Consider the following 22,389-nt stretch of genomic DNA (forward strand, 5'->3'; position numbering starts at 1 on the left):
CGGAATTTGCCAAAATTTAGTAATTCAGAGGTTGTTTTTTAAATCTCGAATTACTATGCTGTGTGACAGCCTGGGGTAAATAGTTGATTTATTTTATTATTTTTCTATCTATTTTTTGGAGGTTGTCTTGAGTAATATCGCCTTGTTGGTGTTGGAAGACGGAACAGTTTTCCGTGGTGTGTCTATCGGTGCAGAAGGTCATTCGGTAGGTGAAGTGGTTTTTAATACTTCAATGACTGGTTATCAAGAAATATTAACCGATCCTTCCTATTCTCGCCAAATCGTTACTCTCACTTACCCACATATCGGAAACACCGGTACAAATGATGAAGATGCCGAATCTTCAGATGTTCATGCTTGTGGACTAATCATTCGAGATCTTCCGCTAATCACTTCTAATTTTCGTAATCAACAATCACTCACTGACTATTTAAAAGAACGTAATGTTGTTGGTATTGCTGATATTGATACTCGTAAACTTACACGTATTTTACGTGAAAAAGGTGCGCAAGCGGGTTGTATTATCGCAGGTGAAAATCTAGATGAAACACACGCATTAGAACTTGCTAAAGCTTTCCCTGGCTTAAAAGGCATGGATTTAGCGAAAGAAGTGACCGTTAAAGAATCATACGAATGGAACCAAGGTAGCTGGACATTAACAGGCGGTTTACCTGCTGATGCTACAGACTCTCGTTTCCACGTAGTTGCTTATGATTATGGTGTTAAGCGTAATATCTTACGTATGTTAGTTGATCGCGGTTGCCGTCTAACGGTTGTACCTGCACAAACGCCTGCGAAAGATGTACTCGCGTTAAATCCGGATGGTGTATTCTTATCAAATGGCCCTGGTGATCCAGAACCGTGTGATTATGCAATCACAGCAATTAAAGAAATTTTGACTACAGATATTCCTGTATTTGGTATTTGTTTAGGTCACCAATTACTTGCATTAGCAAGTGGTGCTAAAACATTAAAAATGAAGTTCGGTCATCACGGTGCGAACCACCCTGTAAAAGACATGGAACGAGACGTTGTAATGATTACGGCGCAAAACCATGGTTTCGCAGTAGATCAAACAACGTTACCGGAAAATCTAGTAATGACGCACAAGTCATTATTTGATGACTCTTTACAAGGTATTCATCGTACTGATAAAGCCGCATTTAGCTTCCAAGGTCATCCTGAAGCAAGTCCTGGTCCACACGATGCAGCTCCACTTTTCGATCACTTTATAGAGCTGATGGAAAAGAGTACGGAAAAAAGCAAAGCCTAAGCCTGATACCTAGTAGAGAATTGAACTATGCCAAAACGTAATGATATAAAAAGTATTCTAATCTTGGGCGCAGGTCCTATCGTAATCGGTCAAGCGTGTGAGTTTGACTATTCCGGTGCTCAAGCTTGTAAAGCACTTCGTGAAGAAGGCTACCGAGTTATTCTCGTTAACTCAAACCCTGCAACCATTATGACAGACCCAGAAATGGCAGACGCGACTTACATCGAGCCGATCCATTGGGAAGTTGTGCGTAACATCATTGAAAAAGAACGTCCAGATGCGGTATTACCGACTATGGGTGGTCAAACGGCATTGAACTGTGCGCTTGAATTAGAAAGCAACGGTGTTTTAGCTGAATTCGGTGTTGAACTAATCGGTGCAACAGCGGATGCAATCGACAAAGCGGAAGACCGTAGTCGTTTTGATAAAGCAATGAAAGCGATTGGCCTTGAAACGCCACGTGCAGGTATTGCTCATACAATTGAAGAAGCAAAAGGTGTACTGGCTGAGGTTGGTTTCCCATGTATTATTCGTCCATCATTCACTATGGGTGGTACGGGTGGCGGTATCGCTTATAACATGGAAGAGTTTATTGACATTTGTACGTTAGGTTTAGACCTTTCTCCAACAACTGAATTATTGATCGATGAATCACTCATTGGTTGGAAGGAATACGAAACTGAAGTTGTACGTGATAAAAATGACAACTGTATCATCGTATGTACAATTGAAAACTTTGACCCAATGGGCATTCATACTGGTGACTCAATTACGGTTGCACCAGCACAAACACTCACGGATAAAGAATACCAAATTATGCGTAATGCATCGATGGCTGTTCTACGTGAAATTGGTGTTGAAACGGGTGGTTCAAATGTGCAGTTTGGTATTAATCCTGAAGATGGCCGTATGGTTATCATCGAGATGAACCCACGTGTATCTCGTTCATCAGCACTTGCATCAAAAGCAACAGGTTTCCCAATTGCTAAAATTGCTGCAAAGCTAGCGGTAGGTTACACACTAGACGAATTATCAAATGATATTACAGGCGGCGCTACGCCAGCATCATTTGAACCAACACTGGATTACGTTGTTACTAAGCTACCACGCTTTAACTTCGAAAAATTTGCTGGTGCTAACGATCGTTTAACCACACAGATGAAATCTGTGGGTGAAGTCATGGCGATTGGTCGTAACTTCCAAGAATCAATGCAAAAAGCATTACGTGGTTTAGAAATCGGCAAGAACGGTTTTGATCCAGAAGTGAACTTAAATGATGAGTCTTCAGCTGCTAAAATCCGTCAAGAGCTAACAGAAGCGGGCGCTGAACGTATCTTCTACATTGCTGATGCTTTCCGTAGCGGTATGTCTCGCGATGAAATCTATGCAATCACGCGTGTTGATCATTGGTTCCTAGTGCAAATTGAAGACATCGTTAATGTTGAAGCAAACGTAAGTAAAGTAGGTCTAGCTGGTCTTGACGAAACGTTATTACGTCAACTTAAGCGTAAAGGTTTCTCTGATTTACGTCTGTCTAAACTTGCTGGTGTAAGTGAAAACGAAGTACGTAAATTACGTCACCGTTTAGAGATCTTACCGGTTTACAAACGTGTTGATACCTGTGCAGCTGAATTCTCAAGTGATACAGCTTACATGTACTCAACGTACGATGAAGAATGTGAAGCCAAGCCAACTGATAACGATAAAATCATGATCATTGGTGGCGGTCCTAACCGTATTGGTCAAGGTATTGAATTCGATTACTGTTGTGTACACGCGGCATTAGCAATGCGTGAAGATGGTTACGAAACTATCATGGTTAACTGTAACCCTGAAACGGTTTCAACTGATTACGATACATCAGATCGCCTATACTTCGAACCAATTACATTAGAAGATGTATTAGAAATCGTACGCGTTGAAAAGCCGAAAGGCGTGATTGTTCAGTACGGTGGTCAGACACCTCTAAAACTAGCGCGTGAATTAGAAGCGGCTGGTGTACCAATCATAGGTACATCACCTGATGCGATTGACCGTTCAGAAGATCGCGAACGTTTCCAACAAGCTGTTGACCGTTTAGGTTTATTACAGCCTGATAATGCGACGGTAACCACGACTGAACAAGCGGTTATTTCAGCTAAATCTATCGGTTATCCACTCGTAGTACGTCCTTCGTATGTACTTGGTGGCCGTGCGATGGAAATCGTATATGACGAAGTTGATTTACGTCGTTACTTCAAAGAAGCGGTAAGTGTTTCTAATGAATCACCAGTATTACTAGACCGTTTCCTAGATAATGCAATCGAACTTGACGTTGATGCTATCTGTGATGGTAAAGATGTTGTTATTGGCGGCATTATGGAGCACATCGAACAAGCCGGTGTTCACTCAGGTGATTCAGGTTGTTCATTACCTCCTTATTCATTAAGCCCTGAAATTCTTGATGTTATGCGTGGCCAAGTGCGTGCATTAGCATTAGAGTTAGGTGTTATTGGTCTGATGAATACACAGTTCGCTGTGAAAGATAATGAAGTTTACCTTATTGAAGTTAACCCACGTGCCGCACGTACTGTTCCTTTTGTTTCAAAAGCAACGGGTGTTCAACTTGCAAAAGTTGCTGCGCGTGTAATGGCTGGCCAAACTTTAGCTGAACTTGGTTTCACTGAAGAAGTTATCCCACCATATTACTCTGTTAAAGAAGTAGTATTACCATTTGCTAAGTTCCCAGGTTCAGATCCGTTACTCGGCCCTGAAATGCGTTCTACTGGTGAAGTTATGGGGGTGGGTGATACATTCGCTGAAGCTTACGCTAAAGCACAGCTTGGTGCTTCTGCAGAAGTTGCTAAAACTGGTCGTGCGCTTATCTCTGTTCGTAACGGTGATAAAGCCCGCGCAGCTGACCTAGCTAAGCAATTAATTGCACTTGGTTTTGAAATAGATGCGACTCACGGTACTGCTGTTGCGTTGGGTGAAGAAGGTATTAATCTTCGTCTAGTAAACAAGGTACACGAAGGCCGTCCACATATTCTTGACCGTATCAAAAATGGCGAGTACAGCTACATCATTAATACGACTGAAGGTCGTGTTGCGATTGAAGATTCTCGTCAACTACGTGCAGCAGCTTTACGTTATAAAGTTAACTACACAACAACAATGAATGCTGCATTTGCAACGTGCCAAGCGCACTCTGCTGATGACCGCGGTACCGTTCGCTCAGTACAAGAGCTACATAAGCGTATCAAATAAGTAAGTATTTATCGTTAATAAAAAACCTCGTAACTTCAGTTATCACGAAGTGCGAGGTTTTTTTATATCTGCATTTTTTATATTCAAAAATAGCTAACAATTAATAATCGTTATTACAGTTCAAACTCCAACTCAATGAATGTACAACCCTTAGTACAGCTCACGCCAGTCTTAGATTCGTCATGTTTATTTTTTGGTGGTAACAGCTTTAATGCTTGCTGACAAACTGGACATAAAACAGTTTTTCCAAGGCATACTTTTTTGATGGTATTACGTTGTTCGTGGAATGACTTTGAACTGCTTTTGTTAATCGCTGAAAAATCTATTTTTGACATAATAACTCTTTAGTTGTGCGTGTTTTCTGTTTGTTGTGAACGGTATGATTACACCTGTTGTTTACTTGTTTATATCACTTAGTTAAATCAAAGCGAGCAAGTCGTTACTGTGGGTATATTCAATAATTGTTGAACATTTTACCTGTTTATTGGCAAAAATGTATCAGTGATTGCATTTTATTCTAAGGTTAGTGTTATCAAGCTATGGGGTAAATTAATCTAAAGATGACAACACAATGTAAATTCAAGTTACAAGGACTAACCTTAATCGAGTTACTTTTAGCTCTGGCAATACTGGCTATATTGATGGCGAGTAGTGCGCCTTCATATAGTGCATTAGTGAATAAAAATAAAATATGCCATCTCACAAGACAATTAGTCGAAGCCTTAAATGTCACTAGACAATTATCGATAGTACGGGGGCTGCCACATCATTTTCATGTGCAGGTAAACAACTCACTTATTACTACCGTTGAATTATGTTGGGTTATCAGTCAATTAGAAAACTGTGGTTGCTTTACATCGAACTCTTTATGTCAGACTAAATATAGTCAGGTTAGTACCGCAATAAGTGATATTGAGCTATCCACTAATCGACCCCATTTATCTTTTTCACCATTATTTGGCATGACTAATGGTGCGACCTACCAACTTTCATTAGGTCGTTTTTCTACTAAGATAATTGTAAGTACTCAGGGACGGATTCGAGTTTGCATGGATCGTGGAGAGAGTGCTATTTATGCATCTTGTTAAATCATTATTTCCTTTCCCCGTTCATGGTGCTGGATTTGTACTGTTCGAGACAATGATTTCGATTGTATTAGTCGGCGTTATCTCAGTTGGGTTTTATAGTGTATTCGCTACGCATGAAGTGCAAAAGAACCGGGCTGAACAATATTATCTTGCGCAGCAGGAAGCTAAAAATGTATTGATTATTATGCAGCGAGAGCTAAATCGAGCTGGTTATAATCTCGATAGTGAAGAAGCGAACCCTTTTATTTATAGTAACGACCAAATTTATAGCTTAAATCTCCGAAAAGACTGCATTTTGTACCGGTATGACCGAAATGAAGATGGCGTTTTTAGTGGTGAGAATTTTGGATTTAGGTTACATAATGGTGGCATACAGCTGCGTAAAGGCAGTGAGGTTAGCTGTGAGGGAGGCTTAGGTTGGGAGATGATTTCTGATACTGCTAGCATCGAGGTGAGCTCATTGCAATTTACAATTGTCCAGCAGTATACATCACCGCAAAGAGTGAAAAGCTATGTCATTATCGCATTAAATATACGTCATCGTCATTTAATGGATATGGAGCTTAGTTTTTTCCGAAATAGCAGTGCGAGGGCTTTGCTATAGTGCGTGCTAAACAATCTTCATATGTAGCTGTTCATGGTTTTGCTTTACTATCGATGACGCTAATTATCGTCTTTATTATGATCAGTGGTAGTCTATCGTTCGCCCACATCCAGCAACAGCGAATTCAGCGTAATCAGCTCCATCTTAATTATTTAAAAACGAGAATCATAGCGGTAAATAAGTTAGATTTATTTTATATCGTGCTCTACGAGTCTCCTGAATTACTTGCTTTGGCATCTCCATGTACAAACTTAGCATTAAATAGTCGTTCGGCTGTTACTCCTAATGACATGATGCGTGAGTTTATGCTATCAGAGCTGTTTTATATATGCGCTGAACAAGAAGGTGTTTTCAATGTGTTACTTGAGATTCCATTCAATAATATTGAGCGTCTGGTGGTGCAGCGTAAACTGACTACGACATCAACGCCTTGGATTTGGCAACCACATTCCTTATTTGGATTTTAAATGCGGATTAGGCGATACGTAGTACAGCAAGGGGGATGTTTACTAGAAGTGATGATCTGTTTATTTATACTAACACTTCCAATATTCGGTATGACGGCGCTAAAATTAACTCAGGCTAAAATTGTATTGCAGCAATCACAATATACAGCTGCATGGGCGTTAATGGAGTTCAAGTTGAATGAACTCCATTATTTAACCGATTCAATTGCTGAATTTAATACTTTAGGTTCCAATATAGGTGGTAATTTAGCAGCTGGTAGCATTTATTATGATCAATATAAATTTAATTTAACGTGGCAAGTAAGCGTTATAACAACTAAAACTACATTAAGCCTACTAAAAGAGGTTGTCGTTAAAGTTAATTGGATTGATAAAGCGAATACGCCCTATACCATTAGTAGTATGACGATACTAAATAAAGGCATGATTGTGAGATAAAATAAAAGCAATGCAAGTGTTGTGAACTATAGTTTACGTTAAATTCAATATTTATTGTCATTCTGTGATGGATTACCAATGTTTTATATTATCTTTTTCATTTAATTTGATATTATCCTGCCTTTATTGGTGTTTATGGATATTTAGGACGTGATATGGGTAGTAAAGTAGCAGGGCTTTTTCAACTGAGTTTGGTTAAGCAGATCATAATTAGTATTATTGCGGGTATCGCGTTAGCGTATGCAGCCCCTGAGATTGCTATAGAAGCAAGTTTATTTGGCGGATTATTTGTTAGTGCGCTAAAAGCGATCGCACCTTTATTAGTATTTGTATTAGTTATCTCTGCGATAGCCAATCAAGAAGCGAATACCAATGCTAATATGCGTCCTGTTGTTATCTTGTATCTACTAGGCACCTTTGCTGCTGCGCTTGTCGCAGTTAGTTTAAGTTTCTTATTCCCTGTACAGTTAACCTTAATGACTGAAGGTGCAACGAATGCGGCACCAAGTAATATCACTGAGGTATTACGTAACCTGATTTATAAAGTGGTTGATAATCCAATTAATGCGATTGTTACTAGCAACTTTATCGGGGTGTTAACCTGGGGTATTGGTTTTGGTGTTGCCTTGAAGCACGCATCATCGACGACCAAACAAGTGATTAGTGATATTGCTGGTGGTGTGTCGAAGATCGTGCATGTGGTGATCCGATTTGCTCCGCTAGGTATTTTTGGTCTAGTGGCATCAACATTTGCGACCGTTGGTTTTTCAGCAATGGCAAGTTATACCCACTTACTAGCGGTATTACTGGGTTCAATGGTCATTGTTGCATTAGTGATTAATCCGGCTATTTTATTTTTCATGTCACGTCAAAATCCATATCCGCTTATTTTCCAGTGTTTACGCGAAAGTGGTATTACTGCGTTCTTCACGCGTTCATCTGCAGCGAACATTCCGGTAAATATGGAGTTATGTAAAAAATTAAACTTACATAAAGATACTTACTCAGTTTCTATCCCGCTTGGTGCAACTATTAACATGGGCGGCGCGGCGATTACTATTACGGTACTTACTTTGGCGGCTGTTAATACCTTAGGTATTGCGGTTGATTTACCAACGGCCTTACTGTTAAGTGTTATTGCGGCTATTTCTGCATGTGGTGCTTCTGGTGTTGCTGGTGGTTCATTATTGCTGATCCCATTAGCTTGTAGCTTATTCGGTATCGAGAATGATATTGCTATGCAAGTCGTTGCAACAGGCTTCATTATCGGTGTATTGCAAGACTCGGCTGAAACTGCGTTAAACAGTTCAACTGATGTGGTATTTACTGCTGCTGTGAGCCACGCTCATGAAAGAAAAACAGACGTATAAAATATATTACTAATCTGATTCGCGTTGTGCGAACAACAGTATATCAATGATAATAAAGCAGCCAGTTAATGATAACTGGCTGCTTTTTTATTGATTAACTTTAACTCTGTATTATTGACGATCTTTAAATACGTAACTATCAGTAACAAAGTTGGAAATTAACCTGACTCTTGTTATGCGAGTGTTATACTCATTGACAATTCTAAAAATCGAAGTATCAATGGATTCAAACATTAATTATCGGTTTAATATTTAAATATAGATTTTTGTATAGATATCGGCGAAAGGAATAGACAAATGTTTGACTTTAGAAGTGATACTGTCACACAGCCAACGGCAAAAATGCGCAGTGCTATGGCCACCGCCGTTGTCGGTGATGATGTTTATGGTGATGATCCTACGGTAAACAAGCTTGAATCAATGGCTGCAGATCGTTATGGATTTGATGCCGCGGTTTTTTGTTCCTCAGGCACACAAGCTAACTTATTAGCAATTATGGCGCACTGCCAGCGTGGTGATGAATATATTTGTGGCCAAAATGCCCATAATTACCGTTGGGAAGGTGGTGGTGCGGCTGTGTTAGGTAGTGTGCAACCACAACCGATAGCCAACGAGGCTGATGGCACCATTTGTCTACAAGCGATCCGTGACAATATTAAACCTGATGATGATCATCACGCCAAAACCAAATTATTATCATTAGAAAATACCATTGGTGGAAAAGTATTACCCCTTGCTTATTTGGCTGAAGCGCAAGCATTGGCATTTGAACATGGATTACGCATTCATCTTGATGGCGCGCGGGTTTTTAATGCGGCCGTTAAACTGAATGTCGATGCGAGTGAGATCACGCAATATTTTGATTCAGCATCGATTTGTTTATCGAAAGGACTTGCAGCACCGGTTGGTTCATTATTACTTGGTTCTGAATCATTAATTCGCAGTGCAAGACGCTGGCGGAAGATGTTGGGTGGAGGTATGCGTCAAGCGGGTATTCTTGCCGCTGCTGGTATTTTAGCCTTAGATGAGCAAGTGGATAAATTAGCTATTGATCATGAAAACACGCAATATTTAGCGCAACAATTATTGGAACTGTCTGAGTTCACTTTTGATTTAGATAGTGTGCAAACCAATATGATCTTTACTCAGTATTCCGGTCAAGATGGTAAAGCATTATCGGCATACTTACGTACTAAAGGCATCATTATTAGTGCGAGTTCTGCGATCCGTTTTGTTGTTCACCAAGATATTACAGTTGAAGCAATCGACTTATTAATTTCAGAAATTAAGTATTTTCATTCAGTGTAAAGCCAAGCCTTATTTCACGTAAATAAGACAGATATAACATATAATTATTATAATAAAGGTAGTGTCGGAGTTATCATGTCAGATAAAACAACAGCAGTAGAAAATAATCAAAAATTGAAATTAGATAAATCGAGAATACCTACAGGTAGTTTGGTTTTACGTACTTTAGCAATGCCTGCTGATACCAATGCAAATGGTGATATTTTTGGTGGCTGGATCATGTCACAAATGGATATTGCTGGTGGTATTTTAGCGAAAGAGATCGCACAAGGTCGAGTGGCCACTATTTCTGTAGATGGGATGACATTTCATCAACCAGTAGCCGTTGGTGATGTAGTTTGTTGTTATGGTACATGCTCTCGTATTGGTAACTCATCGATGACCATAAAGTTAGAAATTTGGGTTAAACCAGTGATCAATGCGCCGAAATTTAACTATCGTTATATTGTTACAGAAGCTACATTTACCTATGTCGCGATTGATGATAGTGGTAAGTCTCGCCGTATCGAGCGTACTTGTGCTGTCGAATAATTGATATCAAGAATAACACCTGATATATAAGCGGAATATTTTATTGATAAGTATTCCGCTGTTTCCTACCTCATTGCTAAATTAAAGGCATTCGATTCTGCATGATATTTAGAATTGATTCATCGAGTAAATAATCCACTATCTGGTCTGACCTTAGTTGGTGTTATCGTATTTTATTACTACCCTAAGAATGTTACTGTTTTTTTTATTATAATGGCCTTTCTAAAATTGAATTCCAGACTAACCTTATTTCTACTGAATTATTTTGTAATAAAAATTTGTTTCTAGTTAGTTTTATAGTTGTTGCTAGGTATGTTTAATTTGTTAGCGTGGTTTCATGTGGAGAGACTCGCTGGGGAGATAGAAAAATGGAATTATCTAACGAGTCGAATGCACTAGACGTATACATGTATCAAGTAAACCAAAGCAGTAAATTATTAACTAAAGAAGAAGAATATGAAACAGCGGTTGCTTCTCATGAAGGTGATGTAAAAGCCAGACAACGCATGATCCAATCAAATCTACGCTTAGTAATAAATATAGCCAAACGTTACCAACATACTTCACTGCCGTTAGTTGATATTATCCAAGAAGGGAACACTGGGTTGATTCACGCGGTCGAAAAATTTGATGCGACTAAAGGCTTTCGTTTTTCTACTTATGCGGTTTGGTGGATAAAGAATAATATTGAGCGTTTTATTATGAATCAATCACGGACTATCCGTGTACCAATTCATATTGGTAAAGTATATAAACGCATTTTAAAAACTGCACGTGAACAAGAATTAGACTTGCAATGTAATCATGATGTGATGGCATTGGCAGAATTACTGGAAATGCAACACACACAAGTTACTGAAGTGTTATCCTATTATTTTAATGAAGCAAGTTTAGATAAAACGATCGTGACGGATCGTGATTCAAGTACCGCTTTGGTTGATATGCTAGAAGATTATTCTATTTGCAAACCGAATGATGAACTCGAAGATGCAGATACTTTATGTTATTTGGATGAAGTGTTAGGCCATTTATCTGAACGTGATAGAAAAATCATTGAATTGAGATTCGGATTAGGTGAAGAAGATCCACTGACTCTACATGTTATCGGCGAACGTTTATCTATGTCGAGAGAACGAATTCGCCAAATTATTAATTTCAGCTTACAGAAAATTCAGCCTGAGTTACTGCAAAATACAGTACAAAAACAAGATTATCTCAATTAAATAATCGCCTTGGTGCTCACTAATTTTCTGTGTATAAAAAGGAATATATTTTCAGCTATTATCGTTATCTTTAGTTTTTTTCTTGAGATTATGATAGCTTAGCCGAGTATATTCCTTCGTCATTTTAGCCCGTCAGTAGTTATGACTGGTAGCATACTGCACTCTTTCATACATATGAGATATCAATGAGCACAACAAATCGTCCTCTGTATTTACCCTACGCTGGCTCTGCACTATTAGAAACACCTTTATTAAATAAAGGCAGTGGTTTTAGTACAACTGAGCGCCAAAGTTTCAATCTTACGGGCTTAATTCCCCCGATGGTTGAGTCTATTCAAGAACAATCTGAACGTGCTTATAAGCAGTTTTCAGGTTTTGAGAGTGCGATGGATAAACACGTTTATTTACGTAATATCCAAGATACTAATGAAACATTATTTTACCGTTTAGTTGATAATCATCTGGAAGAGATGATGCCAATTATTTATACCCCAACCGTTGGTGCTGCGTGTCAACAGTTCTCAGATATTTACCGCCGTGCTCGTGGTTTATTTATCTCTTACCCTGAACGTGAAAACATCGATGATATTTTACATAATGTAAATAAGCAAAATGTAAAAGTGATCGTAGTAACGGATGGTGAGCGTATTCTTGGTTTAGGTGATCAAGGTATCGGTGGTATGGGTATTCCAATTGGTAAATTGTCACTTTATACCTCGTGTGGTGGTATTAGCCCGGCTAACTGCTTACCTATCGTGTTAGATGTGGGTACTAATAATGAAAATCGTTTACAAGATCCGATGTACATGGGTTGGCGTAAACCGCGTATCGACCAAGATAAGTATAATGAATTTTTAGATCTGTTCATTGATGCTGTAAAACGTCGTTGGCCAAATGTGTTATTGCAATTTGAAGACTTTGCACAACAAAATGCAATGCCATTATTAGAACGTTATAAAGATAAGATCTGTTGTTTCAACGATGATATTCAAGGTACTGCTGCCGTTACATTAGGTAGCCTAATGGCTGCTTGTCGTGCTGCGAAAACCAAACTAAGCGAACAGAAAGTTACTTTCTTAGGTGCGGGTTCTGCAGGTTGTGGTATTGCCGAACAAATCGTTGCGCAAATGAAGTCAGAGGGGCTCTCTGATAGCCAAGCGCGTGCGCGTGTATTCATGGTTGACCGTTTTGGTGTACTCACAGATAAAATGCCAAACCTACTCGATTTCCAACAGAAACTTGTACAGCATCAAGGATTACGTGACGAGTGGGGAATTGACAGTGATGTGATCTCACTACTTGACGTGATGAAACATGCTAAACCATCGATTCTAATTGGTGTATCAGGCCAGCCTGGTCTGTTCACTGAACAAGTCATTAAAACCATGGCCGCTAACACGGAACATCCGATTATATTTCCGTTAAGTAACCCGACATCACGAGTTGAAGCTACACCACAAGATCTGATCCGTTGGACAGAAGGCCGTGCATTAGTGGCAACCGGTAGTCCATTCCCTGCTGTAAGTTACGGTGATGAATTGATCACTATTCCACAATGTAATAATAGCTATATTTTCCCAGGTATTGGTTTAGGTGTACTCGCAGCAGAAGCTACACGTGTAACGAATGCGATGTTAATGGCAGCAAGTCGTGCATTAGCGGATTGCTCGCCGTTAGGTCGTGATGGACAGGGTCCATTATTACCACCTTTAACGGACATTCATGCGGTAAGTAAAGAGATTGCTTTCTGGGTGGCTAAAACAGCACAACTGCAAGGTGTTGCATTGCAAACATCTGATGAAGCGATCCGTAATAATATTGAAAAGAACTTCTGGTTACCAGAATATCGTGAGTATAAGCGTGTTGCTAACTAGTTAATACCCTGAATATGTAATATATACAGGCGTTATATTCTGATATTAAAAAAACCAGCTACTTTAGCTGGTTTTTTTATTGTATCTATTGGTCATATGTTGCAATAAGTCGTGCTGCGTAACAATGTTGCAAAAAATACTTGTGTATTTACCATATTTATAACTGGGATGAATGGTCATAAAAAACGATCCCTGTACCTATGGTTGTGGGCCACGAGTATGTAGGTGAAGTTGTTGGTATCGGCCAAGAAGTTCGTGGTTTCGCATTAGGTGATCGTGTTTCTGGTGAAGGCTACATTACGTGTGGTCACTGTCGTAACTGCCGTGCAGGGCGCACACATTTATGTCGAAATACAACAGGTGTTGGTGTTAACCGTGAAGGCGCATTTGCTGAATACTTAGTTATTCCTGCATTTAACGCATTCAAGCTACCAGACGATATTTCTGATGATATGGCAGCGATCTTTGACCCGTTTGGTAACGCTGTACACACTGCTTTATCATTTGATGTGGTTGGTGAAGATGTATTAATTACCGGTGCTGGTCCTATCGGTATCATGGCAGCAGCAGTATGTAAGCACGTTGGTGCTCGTAATGTTGTGATCTCGGATGTGAATGAATTTCGTTTAGACCTAGCGCAAGATGGGTGTTACTCGCGCTGTAAACGTAGCAACAGAATCGCTAAAAGATGTGATGGATGATCTTAAAATGACTGAAGGCTTCGATGTTGGCCTTGAAAGGATAAGTCTGATTATGTCAGGTTTACCCTTTTTTATGCGCTGCATTTTTATCTTTATACTACTTTATCTTTATACTACTTTATCGTTACATTATGAAAGTGTTATAGTATAACAAGTTGTTTCTTTTATAGTGAATAGTAATTACAAATGATGATCCTTCCCTCTTCATTAGAGCCTTCTTTTTTCCAGTCCTTTTGGCGTTACATCTTGGTGTACCTGATGGTAGCTGGTTTATTATTTACGCTTTGGCATCATCATTCATCATCATGGGCCTCGGCAGAGCATTACTATATAGAACAGTTCGCTAAATGTGTTTTTACCGACCCATCAACTGAAACCGAAACCATATTTAAGGATGTCACGATTTACCATGCTAACCGTCTTTCGTTATTAATTAACGATTCCGATATTTCTATTAGTTATCAGGATGACTCTGAGGTGGACTGTGAATAAATTAGTGCATTAATTCTTATGCCATATGCATATTATGACGAGCATTGGAAACATGATGCGATTGATGCTGTGCAATGTATGGTATTATCTTTATAAATTACACGTATTGTAGATAGTCATGACTGAAGAAATTACCAAAGCTATTACTGAAGAAAGTGGCCCTTTATCCGATTTAAATCCTAATTTAGCCCTTACTCTTGAACAGCGTCAAACTGATGAGCGCTGGATGCAACACGCAATTATGTTAGCAGGTAAGGCTGAAGCTATTGATGAAGTCCCTGTGGGCGCCGTCATTGTACTCGATGATAAGATCATTGGGGAAGGTTGGAATCAATCGATTAATTTACATGATGCGACGGCCCATGCCGAAATGATGGCATTACGTGAAGCGGGTAAAATAGTCGAAAATTACCGACTCATTGATGCCACTCTGTATGTCACGTTAGAACCATGTTCTATGTGTGCTGGTGCGATGGTGCATAGTCGAGTGAAGCGTTTAGTGTATGGTGCGGTAGATTTGAAAACGGGTGCGGCAGGGGCGGGATTTAATCTAGTTGAACATCCAAAGCTGAATCATCAGATTGAAGTTCGTTCAGGGGTTTTTGCGAGTGAGACTGGCGCATTATTGAGTGAATTTTTTAAACGTCGCCGGAAAGAGAAAAAAGCCCTGAAGTTATTGCAGAAAAGTTAATCCAGTACAATTGGCTGACCGTCTAAATCAATCGATAATTCATTTTGTAAAAAGAATGAACGCTGACGATTCAGGAGTGAACGGTTTATTCTTGAGCGTGATATTTGGCGTCTTGGTGTTTTAATTTTTAATTTTGCTCTTTTCTTTAGCATCTTGTTTTCCTTTTATTTTTCTGCCTAGTCCTAGGCGTTTTCTTATCTTTATGTGTATTAACATACAGTAATACAAATAATATGCACATGAAACTTTTATGTCAGTTTTATGTGCATAGTGTGACAGCTGGTAGTGTTACTCGGGCTCTGTTGTAACCCATGCCTGTTCTGTATTGGTTGATAATTCAAAGCCTACATCGCGGGCGACTTGCTCGGTCATATTAATCTGTTCATCAAACCAACGTAAGCTATCGTAATATTTACGGATATTACTCACGTATTTGATGGCTTCGTTACCTCTAGCATAGCCAAAACGCGTATATTTATACCATTTAGGCTGTTGCAATAGTGGAATAATCGCTTTTACTTCCGCCCAGCTATTTTCATTTCCGCCCAGTTTTTGGGTAATCTTTCTTGCATCTATAAGGTGACTATAGCCAATGTTATATGCGGCTAATGCAAACCAAGGTTTTTCATGTTCAGGGATTGTATCCGGCAAACGTTTGATCAACTTTGCTAAATAGGCTGAGCCAGCTCGCACACTTTGTTCGGCATCAATGCGTGAGGTTACACCAAACTCTCTCGCAGTTGGCCAAGTAAGCATCATCATGCCACGTACGCCCGTTGGTGAGCGTGCTTTTGGGTTCCAGTGGGATTCTTGGTAGCTGACTGCTGCGAGTAAGCGCCAATCTAGCTCTCCTGCATATTGACGAAACAGTTCTTCGTATTTCGGTAATTGTGAATCGACGCGGCGTAAGAAAGTACGTGTATCGACAAAATCAAAGGTATCAATGTGACCAAAGTACTTTTCTTGTAGTTGTTCCATTGCGCTGCTGGCTTGCTGTAAGGTGAAAAAGGCCAGTACAGCATTAGCTAAGCTATCATCGATATTTTTTTCCATTAACCAAACAACATCGAGATCGTCTTCTAGAACGAAGGCTTTATTAAGGTGTGGGTAATAGTATTGATGTTGAGATAAGGAGGTATCATCTGCAATCGCCAATTTGATAGTACCTTCTTCTAAATTACTGAATAAAATATCTTCATCGGGGAAGGTTTTATAAGTCAGGTTTAGCTCGGGATAATCACGCTGTAGTTTCTGTATATATTCTTCATGGCTTGAACTTTTTACTACATAAATCGGATCGTTTATCTGTTGTAAGCTACGTGGTTTCAGGCTGCCTTTACGATAAATGAGAAGTTGTTTTACTTGGTAGTAACTTGGTCCCATTCGATATTCAGCTAAGCGTTTTTCGGTACGTGTTAAACCTCCTGCAGATAAAGCGATAGGCTTAACTTTCGTATTTTTGTTTTCTAGCATATTTTTCAGTGAATGGTGTGGATGAATTACTAATTTAACACCGATATAATCACTAAATTTTTTTAATAACTCATATTCAAGACCTGCTGGTTTGTTGCCTTCTAGGTAATAGTTGGCAGGACCATAAATTGTATTGATATGTAATTCTCCCGCGTCTTGGATCTTTTCTAACTGAGTGCGCTCATCCTTTTCTTGAATGCAGCCGGAAACAACTAGACTCAAAATAATGAGTAAGCTGGATTTTAAAAAGAGTTGTAAGCGAGTGAAAAATACCTGCAAGTAAGCGCCTTTTTGCATGAAAGTATAAATATACATATTGGATCTATCTTTATAGCGTTTTCATTGCCATTACACAACCGTTAATCACAATTAGCTGTATAAAAAAACAGTGTTGATATCTGGTAGTGAAATGACAATGTTATCAATACTGTTAACGATGTTATCGACTAAGGATTGAAAAAAAATATTAGTAAATTAACTTGTTGTTCATGTAACGCTATCGTTATTGTAATTATTTGCATATAATGGCCGGGATTTTTCCCCAGTAACCCTTTTAGTGAGAAAAAGTTAATGCATATAATGCGAGGGGCGCCAGCGCTTTCTGAGTTTCGTACTAATAAATTAGTCGAACGTTGTAATGATGTAGGATTATCGGATATAACAATTTACGCGGAGTACATCCATTTTGCTGATGTAACGGCTCCGCTCAGTGACAATGAACGGAGTGTCCTGGAAAAGTTGTTGACCTACGGGCCAAGAATTGCAGAGCACGCTCCCGAAGGAACTCTCCTTCTCGTCACTCCTCGTCCCGGCACTATCTCTCCTTGGTCTTCTAAATCTACCGACATCGCAATCAACTGCAGCCTTTCTAAAATAAAACGTCTTGAGCGTGGCATCGCCTACTACATATCTTCATCTACCCCACTTACACCAACTCAATTACAAACTGCAGCAAGTCTTGTGCACGATCGTATGATGGAAGTTGTATTTGATTGTTTAGATGCAGCAGAACAATTATTTGTTCAGGCACAAGCGCGTCCGTTAAAGTCGGTTGATATCTTAGAGGGTGGCCGTGAGGCACTTGTTGATGCGAATGTTAAATTAGGTTTAGCACTGGCTGAAGATGAAATCGATTATTTGATTGCGAGTTTTACTCAATTAAACCGTAATCCAAATGACATCGAATTAATGATGTTTGCTCAAGCAAACTCAGAGCATTGTCGTCATAAGATTTTTAATGCGGATTGGACTATTGATGGCCAAGAGCAAGAAAAATCATTATTCAAGATGATCAAGAACACCTTTGAACAAACAGGTGATCATGTTTTATCTGCATATAAAGATAATGCTTCTGTGATGGAAGGTTCAAAAGCCGGCCGTTTCTTCCCTGACCCACAAACTCACCAGTATGAATATCACCAAGAAGATATCCAAATTCTGATGAAAGTTGAGACGCACAATCACCCAACTGCAATTTCGCCTTGGCCAGGTGCCGCGACGGGTTCAGGTGGTGAAATCCGTGATGAAGGCGCAACGGGTCGTGGTTCGAAACCAAAAGCAGGTTTAGTTGGCTTTACGGTATCTAATTTACGAATTCCAGAATTTGAGCAGCCATGGGAAACCGACTTTGGTAAGCCTGGTCGTATTGTTAGTGCATTAGACATTATGCTAGAAGGTCCTTTGGGTGGCGCAGCATTTAATAACGAATTTGGTCGTCCTAACCTATTAGGTTATTTCCGTACTTATGAAGCTGAAGTTAACAGCCATAATGGTGTGGAAGTACGTGGTTACCACAAGCCGATTATGCTGGCTGGTGGTTTGGGTAATATCCGTGACCAACACATTAAAAAGGGTGATATCCCAGTAGGCGCGAAACTTATCGCACTGGGTGGTCCTGCAATGAACATTGGTTTAGGTGGCAGTGCTGCTTCATCGATGGACTCTGGTCAATCACACGAAGATTTAGATTTTGCTTCTGTGCAACGTGAAAACCCAGAAATGGAGCGTCGTTGTCAAGAAGTTATCGACCGCTGCTGGCAGCTTGGTGAAGACAATCCAATTGCCTTCATTCACGATGTGGGCGCGGGTGGTTTATCAAACGCATTCCCTGAACTTGTGCATGACGGTGGTCGTGGTGCTCAGTTTGAATTGCGTGATATCAACAATGATGAACCTGGCATGTCACCGCTTGAAATTTGGTGTAATGAATCTCAAGAACGCTACGTAATGGCTGTTGCACCTGAGAACCTAGCAACATTCGAAGCTATTTGTAAGCGTGAACGTGCTCCATTCTCTGTAGTTGGTGTCGCGACTGAAGAGTTGCATTTGTCTGTAACGGATTCGTTATTAGACGAACAGCCAATTGATATGCCAATGGAAGTATTATTAGGTAAAGCACCTAAGATGCACCGTGAAGCAACAACGCTAGTGACTGAAGGTGAAGCATTAGACTTTACTGGTGTTACCGTTAAAGATGCTGCCGAACGTCTATTACGCTTACCTGCGATTGCTGAAAAGACGTTCTTAATCACGATTGGTGACCGCTCGGTAACGGGTCTGGTTGCACGTGATCAAATGGTTGGTCCTTGGCAGGTTCCTGTTGCCGATTGTGCTGTAACCGCGGCAAGTTTTGATACTTACGCTGGTGAAGCAATGGCTATCGGTGAACGTACGCCACTCGCACTGTTAAACTTCCCTGCATCTAGCCGTATGGCGGTTGCCGAAGCATTAACAAATATCGCAGCAACGGAAATTGGTGATTTAACACGTATTAACCTTTCTGCTAACTGGATGTCTGCAGCGGGTCACCCTGGTGAAGATGCTGGTTTATATGCAGCGGTTAAAGCGGTAGGTGAAGAACTTTGTCCTGAATTGAACCTTACTATTCCAGTAGGTAAAGATTCAATGTCAATGAAGACACGCTGGGAAGATAACGGTGAAAATAAAGAAGTTACATCGCCATTATCACTGATTATTACTGCGTTTGGTCGTGTGACTGACGTACGTAAAACAGTAACACCACAGCTACGTACTGACAAAGGCGCAACAGACATTATCCTTATCGATTTAGGTAATGGTAAGAACCGTCTCGGAGCTTCATCATTAGCGCAAGTATACAAGCAATTGGGTCAACAGACGCCAGATGTGGATAGCTCAGAGCAGCTGAAAGGCTTCTTCGATGCAATGCAAGTGTTAGTGAAAGAGCAATCATTACTGGCTTATCATGACCGCAGTGACGGTGGTTTATTTTCAACAGTAACAGAGATGGCATTTGCTGGTCACTGTGGTGTTGACGTTGAACTTGATATGTTAGGTACCGATGATCTTGCTGCTCTTTACTCTGAAGAGTTAGGTGCGGTGATTCAAGTGTCTTCTGCAATGAAAGAGCAAGTACTTACAACATTAGCGGGTCACGGTCTAGCTGCATGTTGTCATGTGATTGGTTCTACAAATGAAGATGACATGATTCGCTTCACACGTAACGGTGAAAACGTATTAGCTGAAAGTCGTACCTACTACCGTGCTATGTGGGCCGAAACAACGCTTAAAATGCAAGCGCTGCGTGATAACCCAAGTTGTGCACAAGAAGAATTCGACCTTAAACTTGACGTGAAAGACCCTGGTCTAAACGTTAACTTAAGTTTTGATGTTAAAGACGATATTGCTGCACCTTACATTGCTACTGGTGTACAACCAAAAATGGCAATCCTTCGTGAGCAGGGGGTAAACTCGCAAACGGAAATGGCTGCTGCCTTTGATCGTGCTGGCTTCGCAGCTCAAGATATTCACATGAGTGATATTCTTGCCGGTCGCGTTAACCTAGAAGACTTCGCAGGCTTGGTTGCTTGCGGTGGTTTCTCTTACGGTGACGTTCTGGGTGCGGGTGAAGGTTGGGCTAAGTCAATCTTATTTAACCCACAAGCACGTGATCAGTTTGCGGCTTTCTTCGAACGTGAAGATAGCTTCTCACTGGGTGTATGTAATGGTTGTCAGATGTTATCTAACTTGGGTGAACTTATCCCTGGTTCAGAATTATGGCCACGTTTCGTTACTAACCAATCAGAACGTTTTGAAGCACGTTTCAGCTTGGTTGAAGTACCGAAAAATCCGTCAATATTCTTAGGTGACATGGTTGGTTCAAGAATGCCTATTGCTGTATCTCACGGTGAAGGTCGTATTGAATTACGTGACGATGCGCATCTGCAAGCACTACAAAACAGTGGCACAGTGGCACTTAACTTCGTTGATAACTACGGTCAACCTACGACGCAATACCCATTAAACCCAAATGGTTCGCCATTAGGTATTACTGGTTTAACAACGACTGATGGTCGTGTCACTATCATGATGCCACATCCGGAACGTGTATTCCGTACTGTGAGCAACTCATGGCATCCAGAAGAATGGGGTGAAGATAGCCCTTGGATGCGTATGTTCCGTAATGCGCGAGTGAACTTAGGTTAACCGTACTTAGGTTAATTTTAAGTCACCCGTCACTAGGTTGATTGTAAATGCATGAAAGGTCGCAATTATTGCGGCCTTTTTTTGCTTTTACTCGTGCTATATTGATTATATAAAACAATATAAATACTTAATTATGCTATAGTCTTAAGGGTTTAGTGAATGTATCAATTAATAATTAGGAAGGGTAATGAGTCAGTCACAAGGTTTATTATTATTTAAGTTGAATCTACAGCAAAAATTTGCAATCGGCACGTTGAAAGTGCAGGAAATTGTACCCTCAACACGTTTGTATTCTTTACCCGGTTCTCACCCTATGGTGATGGGCGCTGCGACACTACGTGGTCGGACAATTCCTATTATTGATATGGCAGCCGCTGTGGGCTATCGCCCAGTTAGTAAAGAAGAATATGACTCGTGCAATATTATTATCACGGATTGTAGCCGTCAGATCGTCGGCTTTTTGGTACGTCATATTGATAAGATCATGGATTGCAGTTGGAAAGATATTTCGGCTCCAGATTCATCACTTGGCTGTAATATATATACCACAGGGGTAATGCAGCTTGATGAGCAACTGGTGCAACTGATGGATGTTGAACGCTTGTTAGCTGATATTTATCCTGATGACGATATTGAGTTACCCCAGTTTACAAACCTAGAACTTGAAGAACTTCGCACTAAAGAAATCTTGGTTGTGGATGATTCAATGGTCGCGCGTAATCAACTTGGTAGTGCTCTCGATGCAGCTGGTATTCATTATCAAGTGTCTAAAAATGGTCAAGATGCGTTAGCTGTGATGCAATCAGCAGTTGAAGCTGGTAACCCCATTGATGTGTTAGTTAGTGATATTGAAATGCCGGGATTAGATGGTTATGAAGTTGCATTTGAAGTACGTAGTACACCTAACGTATCTGCGACTTACATTATTCTTCATACTTCGTTATCGAGTGCGATTAGCACTGAGCGAGCACAGCAAATTGGTGCCGATGAAGCATTGACTAAATTTGATGCAAGTGAGCTATTACAAGCTATTCTACGCGGTGTAAAAGGTCGGGATAAGGTAGATTAATTAGATTCTTGACTGAATTTTAGAGACAAAAAAAGCGCTATTTAGCGCTTTTTTATTATTTATAGTATTTTCACGGT

At 40.1% G+C, this 22,389-nt stretch carries 18 protein-coding genes and 1 pseudogene; 16 read left to right on the forward strand and 3 right to left on the reverse strand.

Annotation, left to right across the window (positions count from 1 at the left end; all coding sequences use genetic code 11):
* Positions 1-115 precede the first annotated feature (115 nt).
* Together carA and carB are read left to right on the forward strand one after the other, a co-directional pair.
* Entirely contained in the window at positions 116-1,273 is a 1,158-nt protein-coding gene (gene carA, locus BT797_RS02655; RefSeq protein WP_175545646.1) for a glutamine-hydrolyzing carbamoyl-phosphate synthase small subunit, read from the forward strand.
* Between the two features lie 27 nt (positions 1,274-1,300).
* On the forward strand, positions 1,301-4,519 hold the full coding sequence (gene carB / locus BT797_RS02660) for a carbamoyl-phosphate synthase large subunit (RefSeq protein WP_045109234.1): 3,219 nt from the start codon (positions 1,301-1,303) through the stop codon (positions 4,517-4,519).
* Between the two features lie 113 nt (positions 4,520-4,632).
* On the opposite strand, the gene BT797_RS02665 is transcribed toward carB, so the two are convergent.
* Positions 4,633-4,854: a hypothetical protein gene (locus tag BT797_RS02665; RefSeq protein ID WP_045109235.1), complete on the reverse strand. Its 222-nt coding sequence runs from the start codon at positions 4,852-4,854 to the stop codon at positions 4,633-4,635.
* Positions 4,855-5,079: 225 nt separating this feature from the next.
* Between BT797_RS02665 and BT797_RS02670 the strand changes: the two genes are divergently transcribed.
* The 12 genes and pseudogenes from BT797_RS02670 to tadA all read left to right on the forward strand — a co-directional run bounded on the left by BT797_RS02670 (position 5,080) and on the right by tadA (position 15,306).
* A complete protein-coding gene (locus BT797_RS02670) occupies positions 5,080-5,607 on the forward strand; it encodes a prepilin-type N-terminal cleavage/methylation domain-containing protein (RefSeq protein ID WP_075471007.1) in 528 nt (175 codons plus the stop codon).
* On the forward strand, positions 5,594-6,211 hold the full coding sequence (locus BT797_RS02675) for a hypothetical protein (protein WP_075471008.1): 618 nt from the start codon (positions 5,594-5,596) through the stop codon (positions 6,209-6,211). The genes BT797_RS02670 and BT797_RS02675 overlap by 14 nt, the downstream gene beginning before the upstream one ends.
* Entirely contained in the window at positions 6,211-6,678 is a 468-nt protein-coding gene (locus BT797_RS02680; RefSeq protein ID WP_082275993.1) for a hypothetical protein, read from the forward strand. The genes BT797_RS02675 and BT797_RS02680 overlap by 1 nt, the downstream gene beginning before the upstream one ends.
* Positions 6,679-7,116: a type IV pilus modification PilV family protein gene (locus BT797_RS02685; protein WP_075471009.1), complete on the forward strand. Its 438-nt coding sequence runs from the start codon at positions 6,679-6,681 to the stop codon at positions 7,114-7,116.
* 155 nt (positions 7,117-7,271) lie between these two features.
* On the forward strand, positions 7,272-8,486 hold the full coding sequence (gene sstT, locus BT797_RS02690; protein ID WP_045109238.1) for a serine/threonine transporter SstT: 1,215 nt from the start codon (positions 7,272-7,274) through the stop codon (positions 8,484-8,486).
* A gap of 297 nt (positions 8,487-8,783) precedes the next feature.
* Positions 8,784-9,794, forward strand: coding sequence for a low-specificity L-threonine aldolase (ltaE, locus tag BT797_RS02695; protein ID WP_045109239.1), 1,011 nt, complete (start codon positions 8,784-8,786; stop codon positions 9,792-9,794).
* A 75-nt stretch (positions 9,795-9,869) separates the two neighbouring features.
* Positions 9,870-10,325, forward strand: a complete 456-nt coding sequence (gene yciA, locus BT797_RS02700) for an acyl-CoA thioester hydrolase YciA (protein ID WP_045109240.1) — start codon at positions 9,870-9,872, stop codon at positions 10,323-10,325.
* Positions 10,326-10,693: 368 nt separating this feature from the next.
* Complete coding sequence (locus BT797_RS02705; RefSeq protein ID WP_045109241.1) at positions 10,694-11,548, forward strand: sigma-70 family RNA polymerase sigma factor; 855 nt, start codon at positions 10,694-10,696, stop codon at positions 11,546-11,548.
* 185 nt (positions 11,549-11,733) lie between these two features.
* On the forward strand, positions 11,734-13,422 hold the full coding sequence (locus BT797_RS02710) for an NAD-dependent malic enzyme (RefSeq protein ID WP_045109242.1): 1,689 nt from the start codon (positions 11,734-11,736) through the stop codon (positions 13,420-13,422).
* 152 nt (positions 13,423-13,574) lie between these two features.
* Positions 13,575-14,190 (forward strand): annotated as a pseudogene (locus BT797_RS02715) (alcohol dehydrogenase catalytic domain-containing protein); the annotation flags it as partial.
* Positions 14,191-14,381: 191 nt separating this feature from the next.
* Positions 14,382-14,615: a hypothetical protein gene (locus BT797_RS02720; protein WP_052678245.1), complete on the forward strand. Its 234-nt coding sequence runs from the start codon at positions 14,382-14,384 to the stop codon at positions 14,613-14,615.
* Positions 14,616-14,733: 118 nt separating this feature from the next.
* The gene (gene tadA, locus BT797_RS02725; protein WP_075471010.1) at positions 14,734-15,306 is read left to right on the forward strand and encodes a tRNA adenosine(34) deaminase TadA; all 573 of its coding nucleotides are present in this window, start codon (positions 14,734-14,736) and stop codon (positions 15,304-15,306) included.
* On the opposite strand, the gene BT797_RS23750 is transcribed toward tadA, so the two are convergent.
* Together BT797_RS23750 and mltF are read right to left on the reverse strand one after the other, a co-directional pair.
* Complete coding sequence (locus tag BT797_RS23750; protein ID WP_170860703.1) at positions 15,303-15,458, reverse strand: hypothetical protein; 156 nt, start codon at positions 15,456-15,458, stop codon at positions 15,303-15,305. The two genes, tadA and BT797_RS23750, sit on opposite strands and share 4 nt — an antisense overlap.
* A gap of 136 nt (positions 15,459-15,594) precedes the next feature.
* Positions 15,595-17,094, reverse strand: coding sequence for a membrane-bound lytic murein transglycosylase MltF (gene mltF, locus BT797_RS02730; RefSeq protein ID WP_244534102.1), 1,500 nt, complete (start codon positions 17,092-17,094; stop codon positions 15,595-15,597).
* Between the two features lie 255 nt (positions 17,095-17,349).
* On the opposite strand from mltF, the gene purL reads away from it, so the two are divergent.
* Together purL and BT797_RS02740 are read left to right on the forward strand one after the other, a co-directional pair.
* Entirely contained in the window at positions 17,350-21,243 is a 3,894-nt protein-coding gene (gene purL / locus BT797_RS02735) for a phosphoribosylformylglycinamidine synthase (RefSeq protein WP_075471011.1), read from the forward strand.
* Positions 21,244-21,430: 187 nt separating this feature from the next.
* Positions 21,431-22,312 (forward strand): chemotaxis protein, encoded by an 882-nt coding sequence (locus tag BT797_RS02740; protein WP_045109244.1) that lies wholly within the window; start codon positions 21,431-21,433, stop codon positions 22,310-22,312.
* The last annotated feature ends 77 nt before the right edge of the window (positions 22,313-22,389 follow it).

The organism is Moritella viscosa, from assembly GCF_900120065.1.
Lineage (GTDB): Bacteria > Pseudomonadota > Gammaproteobacteria > Enterobacterales > Moritellaceae > Moritella > Moritella viscosa.